We start from the raw sequence: 24,020 nt of genomic DNA on the forward strand, positions 1-24,020 counted from the left end.
CGCTGCCGGTGCAATACGCGGACTATGCCGCGTGGCAGCGCGAATGGCTCGAAGCGGGCGAACGTGAAAAGCAACTGGAATACTGGCGCAAGACGTTGGGCGAGACACACCCGGTGCTGGCGCTGCCCACGGACGCGCCACGCCAGGCGCACGCATCGTATCGGGCGGCCCGTCACGGCGTGACACTGCCGGTGGAGCTGGCCCAGGCGGTACGCGAGCGCGCACAGCGCAGTTCGACGACACCGTTCATGGTGCTGCTGGCCGCGTTCCAGGCGCTGCTGCATCGCTATACCGGCGAGGGCGACATCCGCGTAGGCGTGCCAGTGGCGAACCGCAACCGCGTCGAAACCGAGCCGCTGATCGGCTTCTTCGTCAACACTCAGGTGTTGCGTGCCGAGGTGGCCGCACGCGACACACTCGGCGAACTGCTTGAGCGAACCCGGCTGGCGACGCTCGGAGCGCAGGCGCACCAGGACCTACCGTTCGACGTGCTGGTGGATGCGCTGCACACGCAGCGCAGTCTGAGCCACAATCCGCTGTTTCAGGTGATGTTCAACCATCTGCGCAGCGATTACCGTGTACTTGACGCACTGCCGGGGCTCGCCGTCGAATGGTACGAGTTCACGGAGGGCGAGGCGTTGTTCGAACTGACGCTCAACATCGTCGAGAGCACGGATGGCGGTTTATCCGCACAACTGATGTATGCACGCGAGCTGTTCGACGCGGCGACGATCGAGCGTTTCGGCCATCACTATGTGAACCTGCTGCGCTCGCTCGCGGAGAATCCCGCTCAGGCGGTGGGCGAAGTCGAGTTACTCGATCTCGCAGAACGTGAGCGGTTGCATGACTGGGCACAGGGCACCGGCGCGTCGGATGGCGCGCCGCTCGCGCATCGGCAGTTCGAGGCCCACGCGGCAGCGCAGCCGGATGCGCTGGCCTTGATGTTCGGCGACGAGCGGCTCAGCTACCGCGAGCTAAATGAGCGCGCCAATCGCCTCGCTGCGTACCTGATCCGCGCAGGTGTGGGGCCGGAGGTTCGGGTTGGGTTCGCCATGGCGCGCTCGGTCGAAATGCTGGTCGCGCAGCTTGCGATCCTGAAAGCGGGCGGTGCCTATGTGCCGCTCGATCCAGCGTACCCGGCTGAGCGGCTTGCCTACATGATCGAGGACAGCGGCATCGAACTGCTGCTGGTGCAAACGCACCTGGGGATGGCGCGTCTGCCGCTCTCCGGCGCGCCTGGCACGCTCGATCTCGACACGCTCGATGTCTCGGACGAACCGGTAGACAACCCGACGCGCAATCCAAACGCGGACAACCTGGCCTACGTCGTTTACACCTCGGGATCGACCGGACGGCCGAAGGGTGTGGCGGTCGCACATGGCGCGCTCGCGATGCATTGCCGCGCCGTCGCCGAGCGTTACGAGGTGAGCGCCATGGACCGCTACCTGAATTTTGCATCGGCCAGTTTCGACGCTGCCACGGAACAGTGCCTCGGGCCGCTGATGCACGGCGCCGCGATCGTGCTGCGCGACGACGAAGTGTGGTCCGCGCACCGGCTCGCCGATGAGATTCGCTCGAAGGGCATCTCGGTCGTGAACCTGCCGCCGGCCTATCTCGACGCGTTCGCTCAGTCGACGGAGGCAGGCGCGGTAAGCGTGCGCGTTTGTATCGCAGGCGGCGAAGCATGGTCGAAATCCGGATTCGAGGCAGTGTGCAGTCATCTAAAGCCGCAACGGGTCTTCAACGCCTATGGGCCATCGGAGACGGTGATCACACCGACGCTCTGGCAGTTCGACACAGCGTCCAACGCAACCGCCGGGTTCGACAGCGGCTATGCGCCGATCGGACGACCAGTTGGCGATCGCAGTGCCTGGGTGCTCGACGCTCAGATGAACCGTGTACCGCAAGGATTACCAGGCGAGTTGTACCTGGGCGGTCATGGGATGGCGCGCGGCTATCTGGGCCGCCCGGCGCTGACGGCCGAACGCTTTGTGCCCGATCCGTTTGCCGACGAACCCGGTGCACGCCTGTACCGAACCGGCGATCTGGTGCGCTGGCGCCACGACGGGCAACTGGAGTACCTCGGCCGCATCGATCATCAGGTAAAGGTGCGTGGCTTTCGTATTGAGTTGGGCGAGGTGGAGGCGCAATTGCGTGCGCAACCCGGCGTGCGCGATGCCGTGGTCGACGCCCAGGAAGGTCCGGGCGGCACGCGGCTGGTTGGCTACGTGAGCCCGGTGCCGGGATGCACGCTCGATACCGCGGTGCTGCGTGCCGGACTGGCCGCGACACTGCCGGACTACATGGTGCCGGGCGTGCTGATGGTACTCGATGCATTGCCGCTCAATCCGAACGGCAAGGTGGACCGGCGCGCGTTGCCGGCTCCCGCTGCGGTGTCCGCGCTGGAGAGCGGCGAGGCGGCGCAAGGGATTGTCGAGACGCAGCTTGCGGCGATCTGGGCACAGTTGCTGCGGCGCGAACACATCGGCCGTCACGAGAACTTCTTCGAGCTGGGCGGCGATTCGATCATGGGCCTGCAGATTGTCGCTCGTGCACGCCAGGCCGGACTCCTGCTGACGGCCCGGCAAATCTTCGAGCAACAGACCATCGCGCAGCTCGCGACCTGTGCGGTCGCGATTCACAACGTCGACGGGTTACCGGACGACAGCAGCGCGTCCAGCACGATCGAACCGGATGCGCCCGTGCCATTGCTGCCGATTCAGGCCTGGTTCTTTGCCGAGCCGCTGCCGGAGCGTCATCACTGGAATCAGGCCGTGCTGCTGCGCATCGATCAGGCGATCGATACTGCCTGCATGGAGCAGGCCTTGAGGGCCATCGTCGCGCATCACGACTCGTTGCGTTTGCGCTTCGAGCCGTGCGATCCGGTGCATGCGGACGATACCAACTGGCGGCAACGCTATGCGCGCAGCGAACCCACGACGCTGCTGCAGATTGCGACAGGCGTGCGTACCGCCGCCGTCGAAGCGTTGTGCGATACCGCGCAGCGCACGCTGGATCTGACGCATGGTCCGCTGCTGCGCGCGCTGGCGATGCAGATCGACGACGGTAGCTGGCGTCTGTTTATCGCGATTCATCACCTTGCTGTCGATACCGTGTCGTGGCGGATTCTGCTCGACGACCTGCGGCGCGTTTATATGCAATTGCAAGCGGGTGAAGGCGTGAAGTTGCCGGCGCGGACGACGTCGTACCAGGTGTTCGGAAGGCAGTTGCAGGAGGCAGCGCGCCGGCCGGAGATCGAACAGTATGGTGCATGGTGGCAAGCGCTTGCGGATGTTCCCGCTGCGCTGCCGCCGGGTGCTACGGGTGCGGGGCTTGATCAGCGTGTCGAGGTCAACGCGAATGCTAACGACGGCAACGAATCGACTGCCAAACCGGTCAGCGCAACGGTGCGTTTCGATGCGGCCACAACGAGTCGTCTGCTGCGGGATGCATCGTCGGCCTATCGAACCCAGCTCGCCGATCTGTTGCTAGTTGCGACCGGTCGCGCGCTGTGTCGCTTCGCCGGACGCGACGTCCTGCGCATCGATCTGGAGGGACATGGTCGCGAGACCCACTTCGGCGCGGCGGACCTCAGTCGCACGACGGGCTGGTTCACAGCGGTCTATCCGTTCCGGCTGGCGCCCACCGGCGAGATCGGCGCCGCGCTGAAGCGAGTAAAGGAAGCCCGCCGGGCCGTACCGCACGGTGGCATGAGCTTCGGCATGCTGAAGTATCTGGGAACGCCTGAACAGCGCGCTGCATTGTCGGGCGTCGGTCACGCCGAGGTGCTGTTCAACTATCTGGGCCAGTTCGACGCCACACTCGCCAATGACGCCAACGCTAACATCGACAAGGCCGGCGCGTGGCAACTCGCAAGTGAACGCACCGGCCACGCGCACAGCGAACGCAGCCGCGGCACCCATGCACTCGAAATCGCGGGCCAGGTGCAAGGCGGAGAACTGTCGTTGACCTGGTTGCACGCCAACGGCGAGCGCTACGATGCAGCGACGCTCGAAGCGCTCGCGGAAGATTTTCGCCAGGAACTGCTTGCGGTGCTGGCGCATTGCGAAAGCGGTGCGAGCGGCCTGACGCCTTCAGATGTGCCGCTTGCCGCGCTCGATCAGGCCCAGCTCGACGACTTACCTGTGCCGGCCAGCGAGATTGCGGATCTCTATCCGCTAGCGCCGATGCAGACCGGCATCGTGTTTCACAGCCTGCTCGGGCAGCAGCCGGGCGCGTATGTGAACCAGTTGCGCGTCGATATCGACCGGCTCGATTGCGCGCGCTTCCAGGCGGCATGGGAAGCGGCGGCTGCGCGTCACGACATCCTGCGCACGGGCTTCCTTGCGTTCGACGATGCGTCGCGTCAATGGGTAGCACGCAGCGTCGCCGTGCCGTTTAGCGTCGAGGATTGGCGCGACGTGAGCGCTCGGGACACCTCGGACGCTCCCGCGCTCGCCACGCGGCTCGACGCTTTCGCGGCGGCGCAGATCGAGCGAGGTTTCGATCTGGCGCGGCCGCCGTTGTGGCGCGTCACGCTGATCCGCACGGGGGCGGAGCGCTATCACCTGGTCTGGACGTTCCATCATGCGTTGCTGGATGGCTGGAGCGCGGCGCAACTGCTTGCGGAAGTGCTCGGTGCGTACGAAGGTCGCAAGCCAACTGAGTCGCCTGCGCGCTATAGGCAGTTCATCGCGTGGCTGCAGGCGCGCGGTCGCGATGCGGGCGAGGCCTGGTGGCGCGTGCAGATCGGCGGTCTCGATGGCCCGACCTTGCTGGCGAGCGCGTTGGCGAAGCCGGCCGCGGTCGATGCGGCAGACGCAGTGCCTGCGACCACCCACGCTTCAACCACACGCATCTGGGACGCAACACACACGGCACAACTAAGCGCTTTTGCAAAGGCTCAACGCGTGACGCTGAACACGCTGGTGCAAGCCGCCTGGCTCGTGCTGTTGCAGCGCTACACCGGGCAGCGCACGGTGACATTCGGTGCAACCGTGGCGGGTCGCCCGGCATCGTTGGAAGGGGCCGAGCGCACGCTCGGCCTGTTCATCAACACAATTCCCGTGATTGCGACGCCGCAGCCGTCGCTGAGCGTCGGCCAATGGCTCGAACAGATCCAGCAGCACGGCGTCGCGGCGCGCGAACATGAACATGTCGCGCTATACGACATCCAGCGCTGGGCGAAGATCGAAGGTGGGCAAGCGCTGTTCGACAGCCTCGTCGTGTTCGAAAACTATCCGGTCGACGAAATCCTTGAAGCCGCGACGCCGCGTGAACTGCAATTCTCGGGACAGCGCAACGAGGACCGCACGAGCTATCCGCTGACGCTATCGATCAGCCATGGACGACACGCGCGACACACTGACGCGTCACCGGACGGCGAAAGCCTGCGGATCGAATTTGCCTATACGTGCGACGCTTTCGACGCATCGCAGATAGAGCGGCTCGCTGCACATCTGGCCGCGTTGCTCGACGCGTTTGCGGCGAATCCGGCTGCGCCGCTCGGCTCGCTTGCGATGCTGGACGACACCGAACTCGGACAACAGCAGCAATGGGGTGCGGGACCGGAAATCGCGCAGGCGCCTTTGGTGCATCAGCGCATCGCTCGCCAGGCCGAAACATATGGCGCGAAGCAGGCGCTCGTACTCGACGGCGAGTCGCTCGATTACGACACGCTCGAGCGCCGCACCAGCCGGCTCGCGCATCGTCTCCAAGCAGCGGGCGTCGGACCGGAGTCGCGGGTCGGCATTGCCATTGAGCGTTCGTTCGAGATGATCGTCGCGGTGCTCGCCGTACTGAAAGCGGGCGGGGCGTATGTGCCGCTCGATCCGTCGTATCCGGCTGAACGGCTCGCGTTTATGATCGAAGACAGCGGGATCGAGCTGGCGTTGACGTCCGGCGCCTCTGCGGACGCATTGGCGCAGTTCGGCGTGGCATGCATCGACGTGACGCAGTCCGCGTCGCCGGCGAGTGCCTATCCCGATCGCGGACATCACGCGGACGACGCGCCATCCAGTAACGTATCGCGCGACAACCTCGCCTACGTGATCTACACCTCGGGTTCGACCGGCCGCCCCAAAGGCGTCGGCATCACGCACGACGCACTGGCGCAGCATACGCAGGTATCGATTGATCTGTTCGGCGTCACCGCCGAAGACCGCGTGCTGCAGTTCTCCACCTTCAACTTCGACGGCTTCGTCGAACAGGTGTTCGCGACGTTGAGCGTAGGCGCTGCATTGATTCTTCGCGGCCCGCAGTTGTGGAGCAGCGAGCGCTTTCTCGACGAGGTCGTGCGGCAACGCATCACCGTGGCCGATCTGACGACGGCCTACTGGAACGTGCTCGCGCAGGACTTCGCCGTCAATCCGCGTGCGCGCGCCGCTTGCGCAAGCCTGCGCCGCGTGCATGCGGGCGGCGAGGCGATGCCGGCCGACGGCATCCTCGCATGGCGCATGGCGGGCCTCGCCCACGTCGCGCTCGCGAACACCTACGGGCCAAGCGAAGCAACCGTCACAGCAAGTGCGTTCGATTGCTCGCCCTATCTGCAGGCGGCAGCCGAAGTGCCGGCGCAGATCTCGATTGGTGGGCCTCTCGCGGGGCGCTCGCTGCGGGTGCTCGACGCACAGCTTAATCCGGTGCCGGTTGGCGTCGCGGGGGAGCTGTGCATCGGCGGTGCGCTGCTCGCGCGCGGTTACCATGGGCGAGCGGGTTTGACGGCCGAGCGCTTCATCGCCGATCCGCATGCCGCATCGCCCGGTGGCCGGCTGTATCGAACCGGCGACCTGGTGCGCTGGAATGCACACGGCACGCTCGACTATCTGGGCCGTCTCGATCATCAGGTCAAGGTGCGTGGTTTTCGCATCGAGCTGGGCGAGATCGAGGCGCAGTTGCTGCGGCTGCCCACGGTGCGCGAGGCAGTGGCGGTGGTCCGCGAGGGCACAGGTGGCGCTCGCGTGTTGGCCTACGTGGCAGCCGCGCCTAACGCGCAACTCGACGGCTCGACGTTGCGCGCGAGTCTCGCCGCCACGCTGCCGGACTATATGGTGCCGTCTACCGTGCTGGTACTGGATGCGTTACCGTTGAATCCGAACGGCAAGATCGACCGGCACGCGCTGCCTTTACCCGGCGCGCATGAAGCGGTGGCGGCCGGGATGAGCGAAGCGGCCGACCCGCCGCAAGGCGAACTGGAAACCGCGCTTGCCGCGATCTGGTCAACGGTGCTCGACGTACAACCCGTGCAGCGCAGCGACCGCTTTTTCGAACTCGGCGGCCACTCGCTGGCGGCGATGCAGGTGCAAGCGTCGATCCGGCGCACGCTCGGAATCGACGCGCAGCTCGCGGATCTGATGAATAATCAGCCGCTGTACCGGTTGGCGCAGACGCTCATGTCCACCGGCCGGGTCGCGCAAGACGACGATGCGATGGCCGCCGAAATGCAGGATATTCTCGCGGAGCTATGACGATGGTTCGGCCAGTCATGCGCAACGCGAACACGCTGGGCGCTTTCAATCACTTCAAAAAAAGGTTTTCATGTCCCTGCTATTGACCCTGGTCCGGCAATCCCGCTGGATTCTGCTGCTCGCGCTGATCACGAGTGTGGTCGGCGGTCTGAGCAACGCCGCGCTCGTCGCGATCATCAATCAGGCACTCGGCGTATCGGCCGACAAGCTGCCGGAACTCGGCTGGCGTTTCCTGCTGCTGGCGCTCGCCGTACTCGTCACCCGCACGCTGTCGCAGACCTTCTTCGTGCGGCTTGGACAAAGCACCAAAGCCGCGCTGCGCATGCGGACCATCCGCAGCGTCACTGAGGCCTCCTATCAAAACCTGGAGCGCCAGGGCGGCGCAAGGGCAATGGCCGTGCTGACCCAGGACCTCGATACGATCGTCGTGTTCTTCCTGAGCGTGCCGACGCTCGCGATGAACGGCTCGATCGTGCTGGGCTGTCTCGCGTATCTCGGCTACCTCTCGTGGCAGATACTGCTGTTCGCGTTGGTGACGATCCTGATCGGCTCGCTCGGCTTCCATCTGGCTAATACGCGCGCCATGTTCCATTTGCGCAGTTCGCGCAAGCGAGAAGACAATCTGGTGGGCGACTTCCGTTCGCTGTTCGACGGCGCGAAGGAGTTGAAGCTGCATCGCCGCCGCAGGCAGGCCTTCGTCGACGATTCGCTCGCGGCCAGCGTCGAGGCCGTGCGTGTGCAGCGTACGCGCGGCTATGTGCTGTACACGGCGGCGGCCAGTTGGGGCAGCATGATCTTTCTGGCCTTTATCGGCTGCGTGCTGTTTCTTTTGACGCGCATCTATCCGGTGCAGCCGCATGTGCTGTCCGGTTACGCGGTGATCTTCCTGTACATGATCATGCCGATCGAAAGCCTGCTGTCGTCGATTCCGTCGCTTAGTTCGGCTAAGGTCGCGCTGGAACGCATCGATCAGGTCAGCCGCGATCTGCCGCGCGAGGACGTGTTGCCGGCCGAATCCGCGCATGCGTTCGAGAGCATCGCGTTGAAGCACGTGACGCACAGCTATTTCCGCGAGAAAGAAAACGAGGTGTTCACGCTTGGCCCGGTGAGCCTGACGTTCAAGCCCGGCGAACTGGTGTATCTGATAGGCGGCAACGGCAGCGGCAAGACCACGCTTGCCAAGATGCTGGTCGGTCTCTATGCGCCGGAAGGCGGCGAGATTCTGCTGAACGGCCAGGCGATAGGTGAGGCCGAGCGCGATATCTATCGTCAGCACTTCTCGGTCGTGTTCAACGACTTCTTTCTGTTCGACCAGTTGCATGGCCTGCATATCGAGGGTCTCGACGCGCAGGCGCAGCAGTTGCTCGAACTGCTGCATCTCGAACACAAGGTCACGATTCGCGATGGCCGCCTGTCGACGATCAATCTGTCGCAGGGGCAGCGCAAACGTCTCGCGCTACTCGTCGCGTATCTCGAGGATCGTCCGTTCTACGTGTTCGACGAATGGGCCGCCGACCAGGACCCAACCTTCAAGGACGTGTTCTACCGCCGCCTGTTGCCCGATCTGAAGGCAAAGGGCAAAACCGTGCTGGTGATTACCCACGACGATCGTTACTTCGGACTCGCGGATCGCTACATCAAGCTCGACTACGGCCGGGTGGTCGAGGAAGGCCCGGGCGCCGATCTGCAACACCAACCGGCGAGCGCGGCGGTGGAGGCACGCTGATGACACGCGGGCCCGCTCAGGTCCGGTCGTGGCTTAAGTTGTTTACCACTATGCGCTTCCAGTAAAAGTGGTCGTACAATTATTGTCTGGCGTGACAACTTCAGACGATTCCTCGGCCATGATCGAACACAAATCGCCCGGCATGCCGGGAAGGGTCTATAGCGACATCCTGAATCGCATCATCGACGGCGAGTATCGGGAAGGGGACCGCCTGCCGAGCGAGCACACGCTGGCCGAGCGCTTCGAGACCTCGCGCCCGACCGTGCGCGAAGCGCTAGCCCAGTTGCGGGCGGACGGCATCATCGCCACCCGGCAAGGCTCCGGCACGACGGTGAGGCGCCGGCCGGATCCCGACCTGCGCCGCTTCGCGCCGCTCGAAACCTTGTCGGACGTGCGGCGCTGCTATGAGTTTCGCGTGATGACCGAGGTAGGCGGCGCGTCGCTCGCCGCGCAGAAGGCCGACGAGGCCGATATCGACGCCATCCAGCAGGCCTGGGACACGCTCCAGCAAGTGATTCATAGCGAAGGCGTCGGTGCTCGCGATGATTTTGCGTTTCATCTGGCCGTGGCGCGCGCGTCGAAGAATCAGTTCTTCATCACGGCGCTGTCCTTCATTCACGAGCAGGTCGAATCGAGCATGAACCTGTCGCGCAAGCTCTCGCAGGCGAAGTCGGTCGAGCGGCAGCGCCTCGTCCAGGCGGAGCATCTCGCCGTGCTCGATGCGATCCGGCGGCGCGACTCGCGCGGCGCGGAACGGGCCATGCGGGAGCATCTGGCCAACGCCATGGAGCGGATGGTGGGGGCTTAGGCTGTGTCTTGAAGCGGCAGGGAGCCGCCATGCGCCGCCCGCCGATTTCCCCGACGAAAACGAGAATTCGATTGATTTGTCATGTTGTTTGACAACATAACGATCGCAATGCTACCGTTCAGCCTGTCAATCAATTCCGACAAGAGACAAGAGACCCCATGAACGTGTCCCCAATCGTCGAGAGCGAATTTGCCTCGACCGTGATGGCTGTGCCGCCGCTGGCGCGCCGCGCCGACCTGTCGCTCGACGCCAACGAAAATCTGAAGCTGATCCGGCACATCGAGGCGGGCGGTGTCCGCACGCTGCTGTACGGCGGCAACGCGAATTTCTATCACGTCGCCGTCAGCGAATACCGCGAGCTGCTCGACATGCTCGCGCAAAGCGCCGGCCCGGACACGCGGGTCATCCCGGCGATCGGCCCGGACTACGGCAAGATGCTCGACCAGGCGCGGATCCTCGCGCAGACCTCGTATCGCACGGCGATGGTGCTGCCGCTCGGCGGTTTTACCACGTCGGAAGGCGTCGAAGCGGGCCTCACGCGGATCGTGGACGCAGCCGGCATCCCGCTCACGCTGTACATCAAGAGCGAGAACTACGTCGACGTGGATACGCTCGCCCGGCTGGTCGACCGCGGCACGCTGATCGCGGTCAAGTACGCCATCGTGCGCGACAACCCCGCGCAGGACGCCTACCTGCGGCGCCTGCTGGAAAGCGTCAACCCGGCGCGCGTCGTGTCGGGTATGGGCGAGCGCCCGGCGCTCGTCCATGTGCGCGACTTCGGGCTGGCTTCATGGACGACGGGTTCGGGCTGCATCGCCTCGCACTCGGTAACCGCGCTGCTGCGCGCCGCGAAGGAAGGGCGAGCCGCCGATGCTCAGCGTATCTACGACGCGTTCATGCCGCTAGAAACGCTGCGCGACAACATTTCGCTGATTCGCGTGCTGCACGATGCCGTGACGTTCTCGGGTATCGCCGACATGGGCGCGATCCTGCCGCTGCTAAGCGCCACGCCGAAGGAACACCACGCCGCGGTCGATGCCGCGACCCAGGCCCTGCTCGCATTCGAACGCAATCTCGCGGCGAGCGCGTCAGCCTAAGCCTTAGCCGCTGCGGTGCTGCATGAGGACTGCGAGTGCCGCGACGGCTCGCGGTCTGCAGCGGCGCCTGCATGGTCGCCAGCGAGGCTGGCGACCGTAAAGATCCGTTTCTCCCATTGCAGGAGAAACACCCCTTATCCCGCGTTGCCCGCTCGAACCTCGCAACGTGGTTTGCCGCCCCATTGATCTTGCCGATCGCCTTGTGTGACAGGGAGGTCCGCGTTCGCACGTGCGTCGCTCTCTGCCGTTGCGCCTTGATCGACCTGCAAGCGCAGGCGGCATGGCGTCAGCCCTGATGAGTGGCGCATATTTGTCTTACCAGTGGTGATTGACATCCCGGATGTTAGGCTTTGACAACCCTGCAACATTGGGGTTTTCCTGATTTACGATGGTAAACACAATAAAAACAATGGGTTGTGGCTAATTTCCTCAAGTTGCCGAAGGGATGGGGTTTGTATAGTTGCTTGACATCATTGTGCGTGGTTAGGTATGTTCGCTCATCGGACCGCCTCGCGCGGGAATTCGTCAGGCATCTGACGGACGGACTGTCCAAATAACAAGAAGGTTAGGAGACGAAATGTTCGACTCGGGTGGGTTGTCAGTCAAATCTCCGGATGCGTGGTTTGCATTCGGCGTCGACCTTGCCGCCGACGCGAACGCGGCCCAGCCCGCATCGCAGAACATTGACAACTTCTCGAGCGATCACAGGCTCACACAGGAAAGCATCTCCGGGTTGAAGGCAGCACGCCCGAGCCACCTTTCCACTATCCCGACCACTGAAGCGCCAGCGCCGCAATCGCCCGTCAACACCAGGGCAGTGCAGGTCGCAGGCGGCCGCGGCATCGCACTCCTTTCACCCAGCGCCGACGCGTGTGTTGCCTGCGTCGAGTCGACCCTGCGGTGGGCCATGCGGGTCCGGCTTCCGGCCGTGTCATCTTGCGGCGGGCGCTTTACCGACTAAGTTTTCTGGAGCACTACGAAGTGAGCACGAAGAGAAAGACCCCTGAAGAATTGCGCAGCCACCGCTGGTATGGCGTGAATGACCTGCGTTCGTTCGGCCACCGTTCGCGCACGTCGCAGATGGGCTACAGCCGCGAGGAGTACGCGGGCAAGCCGGTGATCGCAATCCTGAACACGTGGAGCGAGATGAACCCGTGCCATACGCACTTCAAGCAGCGTGTGGAGGAAGTGAAACGGGGCATCTGGCAGGCCGGCGGCTTTCCGATCGAGCTGCCGGTGCAGACGCTCTCGGAGCCGTTCCAGAAGCCCACGACGATGCTGTACCGCAACTTCCTCGCCATGGAAGCGGAGGAAACGCTGCGCTCGTACCCGGCTGACGGCGTGGTGCTGATGGGTGGCTGCGACAAGACCACACCGGCGCTGCTGATGGGCGCGATCTCGATGGACCTGCCGACCATCTTCCTGCCGGCCGGCCCGATGCTGAACGGCAACTGGAACGGCGTGACGCTGGGTTCGGGTTCGGACACCTGGAAGTACTGGGCGGACCTGCGCGCGGGCAAGATCACCGAGCAGGACTGGCAGGGCGTGGAAGGCGGCATTGCGCGCTCGCCGGGCCACTGCATGACGATGGGCACGGCGTCCACCATGACGAGCGCCGCGGAAGCGCTGGGCTTCACGCTGCCGGGCTTCGCGTCGATTCCGGCGCCGGATTCGCGCCACGCGCAGATGTCGGCGAAAACCGGCATGCGGATTGTCGAGATGGTGTGGGAGGACCTGAAGCCGTCGGACATTATCACGGCGGGTTCGATTGATAACGCCGTCACCACGTGCCTGGCGCTGTCCGGTTCAACCAATGCGATCGTCCACATGATCGCGCTGGCGCGCCGCGCCGGCATCGACCTAACCCTGAACCGCTACGACGACATCTCGCGTCACACGCCGGTGCTGGCGAACATCCGCCCGACCGGCTCGTACCTGATGGAGGACTTTTACTACGCCGGCGGCCTGCAGGCGATGCTGGCCGAACTGGGCGAGCTGATCGACCGTTCGCAGAAGACGGTGAACGGGCGCACGCTCGGCGAGAACCTTGAAGGCGCGAAGATCTTCAACGACGACGTGATCCGCCGCCGCGCGGCGCCGCTGTTGCCGAACAACGGTCTCGCGGTCCTGCGCGGCAATATCGCGCCCGACGGCGCGGTGATCAAGCCGGGCGCGGCCGATCCGAAGCTGCATGTGCATACAGGCCGTGCGGTGGTGTTCAGGGACTACAACGACATGGCGGCACGTATCGACGACGACGCGCTCGACATCGACGAGAGCTGCGTGATCGTGCTGCAGCATGCGGGTCCGGTGGGTGCGCCGGGGATGCCGGAGTGGGGCCAGTTGCCGATTCCGAAGAAGCTGCTGCAAAAGGGCGTGCGCGACATGCTGCGGATTTCCGATGCACGCATGAGCGGCACGAGCTACGGGGCGTGCGTGCTGCACGTGGCGCCGGAGTCGTTCATCGGCGGACCGTTTGCGCTGGTGCAGGACGGCGACCTGATCGAACTCGACGTGCCGCAGCGCAAGCTGAACGTGCTGGTGCCGGACGAGGAACTGGCGCGGCGCAAGGCGGCGTGGGTGGAACCGGAACCGCGCTTCACGCGTGGCTACGGCGCGATGCATCAGGTGCATGTGATGCAGGCCAACAAGGGCTGCGACTTCGACTTCCTGCAACGCGAAGGTGCGGGCGGCGCGGCGAGCTGCGGCGGCGCTGCAGCCGAGCCGGAGATTCACTGAGTTAGCTAAAAGTGCTGCTGTTCCAAACCACGCGGTTCGAACAGCGGCACTAGCGTCGGAGATCACCCGACCGAAAAAGTTTTGGGCAGTCAGGCCGCGCGCAGGAGACCAGGCGGCGAAACCTACGATAAGGACTGCATATCGTGCCGATCGACTTACCGGCGGATGTGCGTCAACGAGAGCGAATACTGGGTGCCCGATGGCGGCCAGGCAATTTCGTGCGGCATAACGTGCCGCCATAACTCCAATGACAACAAAGGACGATCTGATGAAAAAGCGTTACCACAAAGAAGCCAAGCTGGCCGTTGCCGGCGTGGCGGCCATGCTCGCTACGGGCGGAGCCTTCGCGCAGAGCAGCGTGACCCTCTACGGGGTGATCGATACCGGCATCGGTTATCTGAGCAGCCAGGCGCCTTCGACGGGCGCAACGAAGGGCGGTCAATCGGTGTTCAAGATGATCGAAGGGGTCTGGGGCGGCGAGCGCTTCGGGTTCAAGGGTAGCGAAGATCTCGGCGGCGGCACGAAGGCGATCTTCCAGCTCGAAGAAGGCTTCAACGCCGACACCGGCGCAGAAAGCAAGTCGGGCCTGATGTTCAGCCGCGCTTCCTGGGTAGGCCTGAGCAACGACACCTACGGTACCTTCACGGCCGGCCGCCAGTACACGCCTTACTACAACATGCTCGCGCAGTACGGCCCGACGCCGTGGCTGACCGGCGCATACGGCGCTCACCCGGGCGACCTCGACGCCCTCGATACCGACTACCGCGTCAACAACTCGCTCGTCTACACGACGCCGACCTTTGGCGGCCTGAAGCTGAGCGGCATGTATGCACTGGGTGGCGTGGCGGGCAGCACCAATCTGGGCTCGTCCTGGAGCGTGGGTGCGCAGTATCTGGCGGGTGCCGCGGGCATCGGCGTCGGTTTCGCGCGCTTTAACAATGCGACCGAAGGCGGCGGCGCATGGAGCTCCAGCTCCACGGCGTATTCGGGCACGGGCGAGCAGGGTGAATCGAGCATCACGAACGGTTACCAGAACGCAGCGGCGCAACAGCGCTTCGCGGTGACGGGCGGCTATCAGTTCAACTCGCAATGGGATGTCTCGGCGTCGTATTCGAATGTGCAATACATCGCCGGCCCGAATTCCGGTTTCTCGACGACCGCCATCTTCAACACCGGCGGCGCCGTGCTCCACTACCGTCCGGTGGTGTCGTGGGACTTCGCAGCAGGCTATAGCTACACGCGTGCGACCCAGGCGAACGGTGTCCAGGATGCTGCGAGCTATCAACAGATCAACCTGACCGAGCTCTACAACCTGTCCAAGCGCACCCGTATCTACGTGCTGGAAGCGTACGAGCGCGCCAACGGCCAGACGATCAACGGCGGCAAGGTGGTCACCGCCACGGCAGCGATCGGCGAACAGTCCGCTGCATCGAGCCGCAGCCAGTTCGCGGCGACGATCGGTATCAATCACCAGTTCTGATGCAGTAGCAGCTTGATGGCGGGGGCGTTTTTTCGACGTCCCCGCTATCGCGCCGAATCTTACTCGGTCCTGTCAATTATTTAGTCATGCTTACGTATTGACGGTTAATCGACAGGTCAGGCGCTGTTCGAGGCAGTTTGAATTGCCGGGTCTGGAGACGCGCCAGACATGGCATGTGGAGCGAGACCCGTGAAAAAGAAGCCTGTGCCGCCCGTCGACGGCACGAGTGCCAATTCAACTTCTGTAAAGCCTGTTATGGCGGGCAACCGCCGGCCCAGACGCCGATGTGTAAGACATCATCGCGGCCGAATCCCCATCTTATCAAGCAAATATCGGACGCCGGCTAACCGTCCCGCAGCCCCGGCCAGCCTCGCCGGGAAGCTGTAAAACCCCATCTTCTTGTATCTCTACGACCTATCCCGCCTACGGGTATGTCCTAGGCCGCAAGCGGGTGAGATATTTATACAATCACATCTTGTCTTACAACATGGCGGCTTGTGCTAAGTTGTAAATCGGGGAGGGGCTGGCCGCACCGATTGCGCACTTGATGAAACAATTTTGAGGAGATCACAGATGAAAAAAAATTTCGCCCTGTCCGGTATCTCGATGCTGGTTGCCGCCTCGGTTCTCGCCTTGAGCGCAGGCGCCGCGCAAGCCCACACCTTCCGTGTGGCCGACGTCCATAGCGACACCTTCCCGACCGTCCTGGCGCTCAAGTATATGGGCGACGAACTGTCCAAGGAGACCAACGGCGCGGATACTGTGAAGGTCTTCAGCAACAGCGCGCTCGGTTCGGAAAACGACACGATCGACCAGGTGCGTATCGGTGCGATCGACATGGTGCGCGCCAACGCCGCGGCCTTCAACGACATCGTTCCCGAGTCGATGATTCCGTCGCTGCCGTTCCTGTTCCGCGACGTCAACCAGTTCCGCAAGGTCATGTACGGTCCGGAAGGCCAGAAGATTCTCGACGCTTTCGCAGCGAAGGGCATGATTGCGCTGACGTTCTACGAGAGCGGCGCGCGTTCGATCTACGCCAAGAAAGCGATTCACTCGCCGGCCGACATGAAGGGCCTCAAGGTGCGCGTGCAACCGTCCGACCTGATGGTTGACGAAATCAAGGCCATGGGCGGCACACCCACGCCGATGCCGTTCGCGGAAGTCTATACGGGGCTGAAGACCGGTCTGGTCGACGCGGCCGAGAACAACATGCCGTCGTACGTCGAAACCAAGCATTACGAAGTGGCGACGCAATTCTCCGAAACCGAACATTCGATGACACCGGAAGTGCTGGTGTTCTCCAAGAAGGTATGGGACACGCTGACGCCGCAGGAACAGACGGCCATCCGCAAGGCTGCGGCCGACTCGGTGCCGTACTACGTGAAATTGTGGACCGCGAAGGAAGCCGAGGGCGTCCAGACGGTGACCAAGGCAGGCGTGACGATCACGCCCGCTTCGCAGATCGATCGTGCAGCCTTCGTGAAGGCCATGCAACCGGTCTGGGCGAAGTATGAAAAAACCCCTGAAATGAAGCAGATCGTCACCGAGATCCAGGCGATCCAGTAAGCCATCCCCATCGCTAGTCCAGCCGGAAATCCTTGCGGAGCAATCTCAAGGTTTCCGGCGTTCGTCGTTTGTGTTGGACTCGGCAGCGAGCCCAACCCGGTGTACCGGCAGGTTCGTGTGGGGAGTCACGGCTGCGCTGTTTTGTACGAGGAAGAGATAGATGAACTTCGTGAAATGCCCGCTCAGGGTTCTTGCCCGCGTGGCGACAGTGGTGGCGTCGATTTGCCTCGCTGTGCTGGTGGTGCTGGTGATGTACAGCGTGGTGATGCGCTACATCTTCAACGACGCCCCCGACTATGTCGAACCGGTCGGCCTGCTGATGGTGCTGGTGATCGCGTTCTTCGGCGCTGCGCTGAAGGTGCGCGACGGCGGTCATATCGGCCTCGATTCGCTGGTCAAGAAACTGCCGCCCAAAGGCCAGGTTGCGATGGCGGTGTTTCAGCAACTGTGCGTGATCGCTTTCTCGGTTGCGGTCTGCTTCGGCGCGGCCAATATGGCGGCCACCACGATCGACGACCAGATCCCCATCCTGGGTTTGCCGGAAGCCGTTCGTTACGCGATTCCATTCCTGGCCAGCGCCTGCACCATTCTCTTTTCAATCGAACATCTAGTGGACCTCTTCGCGCAGAAGCGGGCGTGAGCAATCATGGAACTTGCGATTCTAACTATCAGTTTTCTTGTCTTCCTCGTACTTGGGGTTCCCGTTTCCTTTGCGCTGGGGCTGTCCTGCATCCTCACTTACCTGCATGAAGGTCTACCGGCGGCAACGGCCATCCAGTCAATGGTCTCGGGCATCAACGCCTTTTCGTTCCTCGCAGTGCCGTTCTTCATTCTCTCCGGCGAGCTGATGTTGCACGGCGGCATCGCCGACCGCATCCTGCGCTTTGCACAAGCCACGGTAGGGCATTTCCGCGGTGGGCTCGGCATGGCTAACGTCGTCGCCTGTACCTTGTTCGGCGGCGTATCCGGTTCGCCGACCGCCGATACCTCGGCGATGGGCGGCGTGGTGATTCCGCTGATGAAGCGCGAAGGCTATAGCGCGGCCTATGCGGTCAACGTGACGACCCATGCCTCGCTTGCCGGTGCGCTGATGCCCACCTCCACCAACATGATCATCTACGCGCTTGCAGCACAGGGCATCACGGGGATCGTGGCGGGGCAGTCGGTGAGCGGCGTGTCGATCGGCGACCTGCTGTTCTCCGGACTGGTGCCGGTGCTGTGGGTAATGGGCTTCGTGTTGCTCGCCGCCTACTGGCAAGCGGTTCGCTACAAGTTCCCGCGCCGTGCCGACGGCTCGACCGAACTGCCGAAATTTCCCGGCTGGTTGACCGTGGCGCGGACCTTCGTGGGTGCGTTGCCGGGGTTGTTGGTGATCCTGATCATCCTGACCTGCGTGGCCAAGGGGATCGCAACGGCGACCGAGGCCGCGGCGATTGCGGTAGCTTACTCGCTGGTGCTGACCTTCGTCGTGTATCGCACGATGACGCTCGGGAAGCTTGCGACGGCGCTGGCCCGTGCGACCCGGACCACCGGCGTGGTGCTGCTGCTGATCGGCGTGTCGAACATGCTGCGCTTCCAGATGGCCTACCTGGAAATTCCGGACGCGATTCAACACCTGCTCGAACACGCGACGACCATCCCCTGGCTGATGCTGCTGTACATCAACATCCTCCAGGTGTTTCTGGGCACGTTCGTCGACATGGCGGCGCACATCCTGATCACGACGCCGCTATTCCTGCCCATGGCGATGCACTACGGCGTGGGCCCGGTGCAGTTCGGCATCATGATCCTGCTGAACTGTTCGCTGGGGCTGGTGCATCCGCCCATTGGCTCGGTGCAGTTCATCGGTTGCGCGATCGGTGAAGTGTCGATCGGGGAGACCACCAAGATTGCCTGGCCGTACTACCTGGCCATTTTCAGCGCGATCAATATCGTCACCTACGTGCCGATGTTTTCCACCTGGTTGCCCAGCCTGATCAACGGCCACCCGGTCTATTGATCCGGTTCGGAAAATAGCACTAGAGCAGTAGCAGTGGCAGTGGCTTGAACACACAGAACCCGCCTGGCCGGGTTCTGTTGCAGGGCGGCACCAGACCGCCGGCGATGTTGCCAGAGACATCAACAACGATAGCGCCAAAGACATCGGGGACAGCATGCTCAATAACATCAGAATACGCACGGGCTTGACGCTGGTCGTTTGCATCTTCGTGGCGTTTCTCATGACCGTGATCGGCGTGGGCTACGGCGCGCTCAAACAGTCGATTGACGGCTTCCAGGACGCGCAGCGCAGCTCGGCTGCGCTCGCATCGCTTAACGCAAGCTCCGAGAAATTGCTGAAGGCGCGGCTCGCGCTGGGCAGCTTCGAGATCCTGTTTCATGTCGGCAAGCCGACGGACGGTCTGCTGGCAGGCGCGGAGCAGATGCTGCGCGAATCGAATGCGGACTTCCAGGTCTATGCCAATGGCCCGTTTGCGAGTGACGAAGAACGTCAGCTCGCGCAGACAGTAGGCGAGGCCCGTGCGGCACTCGTCAATCAGGCCATCGAGCCGGAATACAAGGCGCTCGTCGACGACGACTTCAACACCTTCCGCACGATTCAGGGCGATACCGCGGATCGCAGCTACCAGGTCTACGCGAAAGCCATCGACGCGCTCGAGCGTTTGCAATCGGACACGCAGCGCCGCGGCGCGGAGGCGATGACGCATCGGTTCAGAGTCTCCGTTCTGCTGTTTGCGGGCATCGGCGCCGCCGCGATCCTGATTTCGCTGTTCGCGCGGGCGATGTTGACGGCGGCTTTAGTCAAACCGGTTGACCGGGCCATCGTGCATTTCGGCCGCATTGCTGCCGGGGATTTGACTGGCTCGATCGAAGACGACTCCCGCAACGAAATGGGCCAATTGCTCGGCGCGCTAAAGCAGATGCGTGCTGAACTGGCCGATACCGTGTCGAAGGTGCGAGGCAGCGCCGGCGTAATCGCGCACGGTGTGAAGGAAATCGCCGAGGGCAATCTCGATCTCTCCGGCCGCACCGAACAGCAGGCCGCTTCACTGGAGCGAACGGCCGCGACCATCGAAGAGCTGTCGTCAACCGTGAAGCAGAACGCCGATCACGCCCAGGAAGCGAACCGGCTCGCGCATGGCGCACTGGAGACCGTCACGCGCGGCGGTGCGGTCGTCAAGCGCGTGATCGAGACGATGGACGACATCACGATGTCGTCGCGCAAGGTGAGCGAGATTATCGGCATGATCGAAGGCATCGCTTTCCAGACCAACATCCTCTCGCTGAATGCGGCCGTCGAAGCGGCCCGTGCCGGCGAGCAGGGACGCGGCTTCGCAGTGGTGGCCTCGGAAGTGCGCAGCCTCGCCCAGCGCTCGGCAACGGCGGCCAAGGAGATCAAGGACCTGCTCAGCGCGTCGGCCGCGCAGGTCGAGCAAGGCGCCTCGCTGGTGGCGCAGGCGGGCGGCACGATGAACGAGGCGATGCGCGCGGTGGAGCGCGTGACCGGCATCATGGTCGAACTCGAGGCGGCGGCGCAGGAGCAACGCTCGGGCATCGAGCAGGTCAATCAGGCCATCAGCCGGATCGACGACGTCACGCAGAATAATGTGGCGCTTGTCGAGGAGGCAGCGGCTGCCGCGAAGTCGCTGGAGGAGCAGGCGTCGGTGTTGCGCGATGCGGTTGCTGTGTTCCGTCTGGAGGAAGAGGCTCCGTCAATCTCCCGCCCGGAGCCTCATCACCTCCACAGGCGCATTAGCGCTTCGGATTCCTACGCTCCGGCGGTGTGAAATCGAAGCTGGCGAAGCTGCCGCCTTGATACTGCTGGGCGGTGGCATCGAGCGGATTGGTTTGGGCGAGAATCTCCGCAGCGTAGTCTTCGGCGTTCTGGCGCGGCTGATAACCGAGGCGTGCAGCGCCGGCATTGTCCCAGTAGCTGCGCGTGTTGTTCGACACGCCCCACACCACCTGATAGCCGAGATCGGGCACGTTCACCGACTGCTCGATCAACTGCAGCAGATCTTCGAAACCGAGCCATGTGCTGAGATGGCGGAACTCCGTGGGCTTTTCGATGCAACTGCCGATGCGGATGCACACGCTCTCGATGCCGTGCTTGTCCCAGTAGAGACGGCCAAGCGCCTCGCCCCACACCTTGCTCAGACCGTAAAAACCGTCGGGACGGAAATCGCAGTCGAGCGTGAGCTTGTCTTCGACCGGATGCATGCCGATGGCGTGGTTGGAACTCGCAAAGATGACGCGGCCGACGCCGTGGCGGCGCGCGCCTTCATACACTTCGACAAGCCCGCGCAGGTTGTTCTCGATGATTTCCGGCAGCGGACGCTCGACGCTGGTGCCCGCCATGTGGATCAGCACGTCCACGCCTTCCAGCAGACGGTCGACCACGGCCGGGTCGCGCAGGTCGCCATGCATGACATCTTCGCCGTCGACGATCGGCTCCAGCGGGCGCGAGCCCGCTGCCGAACGCAGGTTCGCGCCGCGCTCGAGCAGGGCTTTGCGCAACACGCGGCCAAGCTGGCCGCCTGCGCCGCTCAATGCAATTTTTTTCACGGGTCTCATCCTTAACGAGAGGTGTTAGTAAAGCGGGGACTGCCGGTGAGGCGTCCGGTGCTTCGCGGGGAGGCGCTCGCCATCCGTTTGAACTTCGGCGGCCTGGCGCGCGCAAAGAGGCGGCTTGCTGAGCCACTCGCCAGGACTCGCCGTGGGCGTGGGCGCAGCTTCATCGATTGTGTCCGGCAATCATGTCGATTCGTTCAAAAGTTGTCAAGCAAATGACGTTTGGGTCAGGAGTTTCCCTGGCATCGACAGATCGGGTTGCCTCCTTTTTAGGTGCTTCAAATACTGAGCCTCACCTCAGAGATCCCAATCTATATAGCGTGATGGGCGCATCGCGATCTTTCGCCTCCACGGTATCCCGCCTGAGTGGCGTCCCGTGCGGCCTTACGTCATGGCTTGACATCTATTGCGTTGTATAACAACAATGCTTGAGACCCTGTGCGACATGGGGCGAGCCGTCTGAAGTTCGAGCGGCGCCTCTGTAGCGGTCTCGCGACCGACGCTCGCCGGGTCAGGACATCGATCAGAAACCGGTCATAGAACCAGAAAAACATCAGGAGGCAATTGTGGCAACGCGCAACAGAAACGTCGGTGAACGTGCGAGGAAGGGCAGCGGTCATGACGGCGAGCCGGGTTCACCCGGGCGCCGTGCTTTCATGGTCTTTGCGGGCGCATCCGCAGGGGCAACCCTGTTGGGCACGCTGCCGGGCTGCGGCGGTGGCGTGGACGCCGCGCCGGGCGCCCTCGATCCCATCTGGGGGACGGTCGGCGCCGCCACCCTGATCGTCAATTCATTGCAGGGCATCACGCAGTCGATGTTCCCGAGTGTGGACTTCACTGTGACCAGTTACGGCGCGCAGACCTGTTCGGTTGTGGCCGCAACCAATCCGTACACGGGCACGACTTCGCCCACGAGTCCGGGCGCGACCCAGACCAACGCCGCCGGCGCATTCGATTCGCGGCCTGCATTCCTCGCCGCCATTCAGGCCTGCAATGCGGCGGGCGGCGGCCGGGTGGTGGTGCCGTCGGGCAACTGGTATTGCGCGGGGCCTATCGTCCTCCTGAGCAACGTCAATTTTCACCTGAGCAGCAACTGCACGATCTACTTCAGCCCGAATCCCGCGGACTACGCCAAGGACGGTCCGGTCAACTGCGGCGCGAACGGCAAACTGTTTTATAGCCGCTGGCAGGCAAACGATTGCCTGAATTTCGGCGCACCCATCTATGCCCGCAATCAGACCAAGATCGCGATTACCGGCGAAGACACCACCTCGGTCCTGAACGGCCAGGCCATGACGCCGTTTGCCGGCAGCGGCAACACGAGCACCTGCTGGTGGACCTACAAGGGTTCGAAAGGGGAGTACGGCTGCGCGGGTTCGACGACCCCCTCGCAGGCCTATGCGAATCCGAACAACGTGGACCTGAAGACGGTTGCACCCAACATCTCCGACGCGCTGTACGCGCTGTTGACCAGCCCGACCACACCCTGGCAGCAGGATCAGAACTACCTGCCGGCGTTGTCCGAGGCAGGCGTGCCGGTTGCGCAGCGTGTCTTCGGCCTTGGGCACTATCTGCGGCCATGCATGGTGGAGTTCATCGGCTGCACGAACGTGCTGATGGAGAACTACCACACCAACAACACGCCGTTCTGGCAGCATCACCCAACCGATTGCACCAACGTCGTGATTCGCGGCGTGTTCGCCGACAGCATCGGACCGAACAACGACGGCTTCGACCCCGATGCCTGCAGCAACGTGCTGTGCGATACGGTCAAGTTCAACACAGGGGACGACTGCATTGCGATCAAATCGGGCAAGGCGCTCGATACCGAATACGGTCCCTCGCAGAACATCGTCGTGCAGAACTGCACGATGAACAGCGGACACGGCGGCATCACGCTCGGCAGCGAAATGAGTGGCGGCGTGCAGAACGTCTACGCGCGCAATCTGCAGATGCTCAACCAGAACTGGGCCACCAATCCGCTGAACATCGCGATTCGCATCAAGACGAACATGAATCGCGGCGGCTTCGTGAAGAACTTCTACGTCGATACGGTCACGCTGCCCAATGGCGTCAATCTCACCGGCTCGGGCTATGGCAGTTCGCTGCTCGCGGGCAGTCCCATCAACAGTACGGTGCCGCTCGGCGTGGTCACGTCGACGGCGGGCAATCCGTCCGCGTCGCAGGGCGGCCTGATTACCTTCGATTGCGACTATGATCCGGCTGGCGATGCCGTGCGCGAAAGTCCGCCGGTCGTGCAGAACGTGAACATCTCGAACGTGCAGGTGACCGACGTGACGCTGAACGGCACTTCGGCCTCGTGCTTTCAGGCCATTGTGGCGCAAGGGCCGGTCGGCTTCGACTACAACGGCCCCGCACCCACGCCTGCGATTCCGGCGATCACCGGTGTCACGATCTCGAACTGCAACCTCGGCACGCCGGTGAACAACGGCACAGCAAGCGCGACCACGCCGGGGCCGATTTACGCGTACAACGTCAACGGCATTCAGTTGAACAATGTCATCATTGGCGGCAAGACGTACAACACGACGATCGTCGACCAGCGCTAGTC

The 24,020-nt window shown here is 63.2% G+C and carries 13 protein-coding genes; 12 read left to right on the forward strand and 1 reads right to left on the reverse strand.

The genetic code is table 11. The features are described from left to right. Positions 1 to 8: 8 nt before the first annotated feature. The 11 genes from P3T42_RS31765 (at position 9) to P3T42_RS31815 (ending at position 20,664) form a co-directional block, all read left to right on the forward strand. On the forward strand, positions 9 to 7,463 hold the full coding sequence (locus P3T42_RS31765) for an amino acid adenylation domain-containing protein (RefSeq protein ID WP_429308308.1): 7,455 nt from the start codon (positions 9 to 11) through the stop codon (positions 7,461 to 7,463). A 70-nt stretch (positions 7,464 to 7,533) separates the two neighbouring features. Further along, positions 7,534 to 9,189 (forward strand): cyclic peptide export ABC transporter, encoded by a 1,656-nt coding sequence (locus tag P3T42_RS31770; protein WP_429308309.1) that lies wholly within the window; start codon positions 7,534 to 7,536, stop codon positions 9,187 to 9,189. A gap of 118 nt (positions 9,190 to 9,307) precedes the next feature. Then, positions 9,308 to 9,997 (forward strand): FadR/GntR family transcriptional regulator, encoded by a 690-nt coding sequence (locus P3T42_RS31775; RefSeq protein WP_074296469.1) that lies wholly within the window; start codon positions 9,308 to 9,310, stop codon positions 9,995 to 9,997. Positions 9,998 to 10,155: 158 nt separating this feature from the next. Continuing rightward, complete coding sequence (locus P3T42_RS31780) at positions 10,156 to 11,094, forward strand: dihydrodipicolinate synthase family protein (protein ID WP_429308310.1); 939 nt, start codon at positions 10,156 to 10,158, stop codon at positions 11,092 to 11,094. Between the two features lie 577 nt (positions 11,095 to 11,671). Beyond that, on the forward strand, positions 11,672 to 12,055 hold the full coding sequence (locus tag P3T42_RS31785; RefSeq protein ID WP_429308311.1) for a hypothetical protein: 384 nt from the start codon (positions 11,672 to 11,674) through the stop codon (positions 12,053 to 12,055). A 20-nt stretch (positions 12,056 to 12,075) separates the two neighbouring features. Next, a complete protein-coding gene (araD, locus tag P3T42_RS31790) occupies positions 12,076 to 13,833 on the forward strand; it encodes an L-arabinonate dehydratase (RefSeq protein WP_074296465.1) in 1,758 nt (585 codons plus the stop codon). A gap of 268 nt (positions 13,834 to 14,101) precedes the next feature. Further along, positions 14,102 to 15,313, forward strand: coding sequence for a porin (locus tag P3T42_RS31795; protein WP_429308312.1), 1,212 nt, complete (start codon positions 14,102 to 14,104; stop codon positions 15,311 to 15,313). 573 nt (positions 15,314 to 15,886) lie between these two features. After that, the gene (locus P3T42_RS31800; protein WP_074296458.1) at positions 15,887 to 16,879 is read left to right on the forward strand and encodes a TRAP transporter substrate-binding protein; all 993 of its coding nucleotides are present in this window, start codon (positions 15,887 to 15,889) and stop codon (positions 16,877 to 16,879) included. 160 nt (positions 16,880 to 17,039) lie between these two features. Continuing rightward, the gene (locus tag P3T42_RS31805) at positions 17,040 to 17,519 is read left to right on the forward strand and encodes a TRAP transporter small permease (RefSeq protein ID WP_074296457.1); all 480 of its coding nucleotides are present in this window, start codon (positions 17,040 to 17,042) and stop codon (positions 17,517 to 17,519) included. 6 nt (positions 17,520 to 17,525) lie between these two features. Next, complete coding sequence (locus tag P3T42_RS31810; protein WP_429308313.1) at positions 17,526 to 18,878, forward strand: TRAP transporter large permease; 1,353 nt, start codon at positions 17,526 to 17,528, stop codon at positions 18,876 to 18,878. 154 nt (positions 18,879 to 19,032) lie between these two features. Further along, entirely contained in the window at positions 19,033 to 20,664 is a 1,632-nt protein-coding gene (locus P3T42_RS31815; protein WP_429308314.1) for a methyl-accepting chemotaxis protein, read from the forward strand. Here the strand turns inward: P3T42_RS31815 and P3T42_RS31820 are convergent. Next, positions 20,630 to 21,442, reverse strand: coding sequence for an NAD-dependent epimerase/dehydratase family protein (locus tag P3T42_RS31820; protein ID WP_074296454.1), 813 nt, complete (start codon positions 21,440 to 21,442; stop codon positions 20,630 to 20,632). The two genes, P3T42_RS31815 and P3T42_RS31820, sit on opposite strands and share 35 nt — an antisense overlap. 662 nt (positions 21,443 to 22,104) lie before the next feature. Between P3T42_RS31820 and P3T42_RS31825 the strand changes: the two genes are divergently transcribed. Then, positions 22,105 to 24,018, forward strand: coding sequence for a glycoside hydrolase family 28 protein (locus P3T42_RS31825; RefSeq protein ID WP_429308360.1), 1,914 nt, complete (start codon positions 22,105 to 22,107; stop codon positions 24,016 to 24,018). Positions 24,019 to 24,020: the final 2 nt, after the last annotated feature.

It is taken from the genome of Paraburkholderia sp. GAS38, assembly GCF_050434965.1.
Classification (GTDB): Bacteria; Pseudomonadota; Gammaproteobacteria; order Burkholderiales; family Burkholderiaceae; genus Paraburkholderia; species Paraburkholderia phenazinium_A.